Annotated in this window: 2 protein-coding genes; both read right to left on the bottom strand. The window is 39.7% G+C overall.

Annotation, left to right across the window (positions count from 1 at the left end):
- Window positions 1-256 precede the first annotated feature (256 nt).
- Window positions 257-793: a hypothetical protein gene (locus KK060_RS24805; protein WP_254157975.1), complete on the bottom strand. Its 537-nt coding sequence runs from the start codon at window positions 791-793 to the stop codon at window positions 257-259.
- A gap of 201 nt (window positions 794-994) precedes the next feature.
- Entirely contained in the window at window positions 995-1,345 is a 351-nt protein-coding gene (locus KK060_RS24800; RefSeq protein WP_254157973.1) for a hypothetical protein, read from the bottom strand.
- Between the last annotated feature and the right edge of the window lie 339 nt (window positions 1,346-1,684).

Genomic DNA, 1,684 nt, shown 5'->3' with positions numbered 1-1,684 from the left:
TCTTTAACTCCTATGATTTCTGGTTCCCAAGCTTTCCCAATTTTATAATATCTCATCTGTCTTAAGTATGGCTACCAACGTGAGTGCATATTGCGTTGCGGGGCCAGGAGCGCTTGTTAAATGGCCATCGGCCATGACAAGCGCGACCTGCTGCAAAATTGTCCCACGTGATAAAACTAAATTAAGAAACTAAAACTACAACGCAACACTGAACCCCCGCATTGAAATATGCACAGTGTTGCCAGCATGTGCCGCATCACACTGCTCTCATTCGTTTCACTTGTCCGATGACGAATGAATAAACCATTGTCAAAATGCAGAATACTACCGTCTTACTTGTCAGTCCTATAATTACGTCAATTGTTGAAAGTTCGCTAAAGAGTCCACCGCTTGAATAGTCCCGATGTATTGATGTCACAACTATCACGAAAATCTCAAATGAAATCAAGAATAAGATGGCGAATACAAGTCTCACGATTTTATTCCTCCTTACTTTTTCAATCATTATAAATTGCGTCATTGTTGTCCATACAACAACTTGAAGCAACGGATACCAACGAATTTCATAGTCGTCCACGGTGACGAGTGAGATAATTATAATTGTCACTATGCAAATGAAGTAAATGACTCCTACAAATCGGATGAACTTGCTTGCTTTAATGTCAAGTGTTTCAATTGGTCCAGATTGTCCTTTTATTATTGAAGTTCGGAGCCAAACTAATGTAAACAGTCCGTAACCAATGAAAAGGTCTATCGTGATTACTTTTATTGTCAGATTTAGAAATTCGTTCATTTACTATTTAATTGTCCGATGTTCTTACAGGCTACTCTGTCCTGAGGCATTGCTGGCAACGCCTAGCTATAAGACGTATGCGTTTAAATACCTACATCTTTGTCCAACGTTGCTGAGCGAAATTTAATAGCACACAAGTTAAGAACCTACGATAAAGCATATGTATTATAGCTGATGTTAGCATGCGTTTGCTTTCTCCGATCAATGATCGAAGCCAGTCTTCATCCAATTGTAAAATCCGATGATCGTCAGCCCGAAGAAGAAAACCAAAAACGTCCAGTTTATTTTTTTAATCGTCTTATTGTCCTTCTTGATAAGTCGCAATGTTATTATTATGAGTCCAACGATGCTTAACAGTCCTAAGTAAACCCACCTGTCCAGATATTGCCATTCCCAATTCTTCTCATTCGTATTCAGTCCGTGGACCATTACATACGTCTCTTTGTCCGCGTAAAAGTCGGAAATGTCTATTGGCATAATTACCAGAAACGTCAGCAGAAGGAATGCCGCGATTCCTGTCAGAATTGTCTCTATTTTTATCGTAGTCTCCATTGTCCAAAACAAATGCATGCTAACATCTCGCTATAAGCCATATGGCTTATATTTCCTTATTGCTCTCCAATTTAATGCTTTTAATTTCCTTCTAAAAAAACAGTTTGATTAAAGCTTTCATTACCCATACTTCACAGCCTCCAGCTCCAGAAGTCATCTCTTCCCATCACCCATCCCTCCAAACCTAATATTTCATCCCATTCATCCCCTCCCCAAACCCTACTCATCTCCCTCTTTGTCCCCGGTTTTACCACAAGATAATCCGTAGATAACCCGTATATAATCCGTATATAACCCGTAGATAACCCGTACCTTAAAGAGACGGGTTATCTACGGGTC

Source organism: Chryseosolibacter indicum, from assembly GCF_018598585.1.
GTDB classification, from domain to species: domain Bacteria; phylum Bacteroidota; class Bacteroidia; order Cytophagales; family Cyclobacteriaceae; genus Chryseosolibacter; species Chryseosolibacter indicus.
Note: the sequence above shows the minus strand (reverse complement) of the source record. Positions and strands in the feature narration are given on the sequence as shown.

Coding starts and splice junctions, on each gene's coding strand:
- KK060_RS24805 (WP_254157975.1), bottom strand. CDS start 793: ATGAACGAATTTCTAAATCTGACAATAAAAGTAATCACGATAGACCTT.
- KK060_RS24800 (WP_254157973.1), bottom strand. CDS start 1,345: ATGGAGACTACGATAAAAATAGAGACAATTCTGACAGGAATCGCGGCA.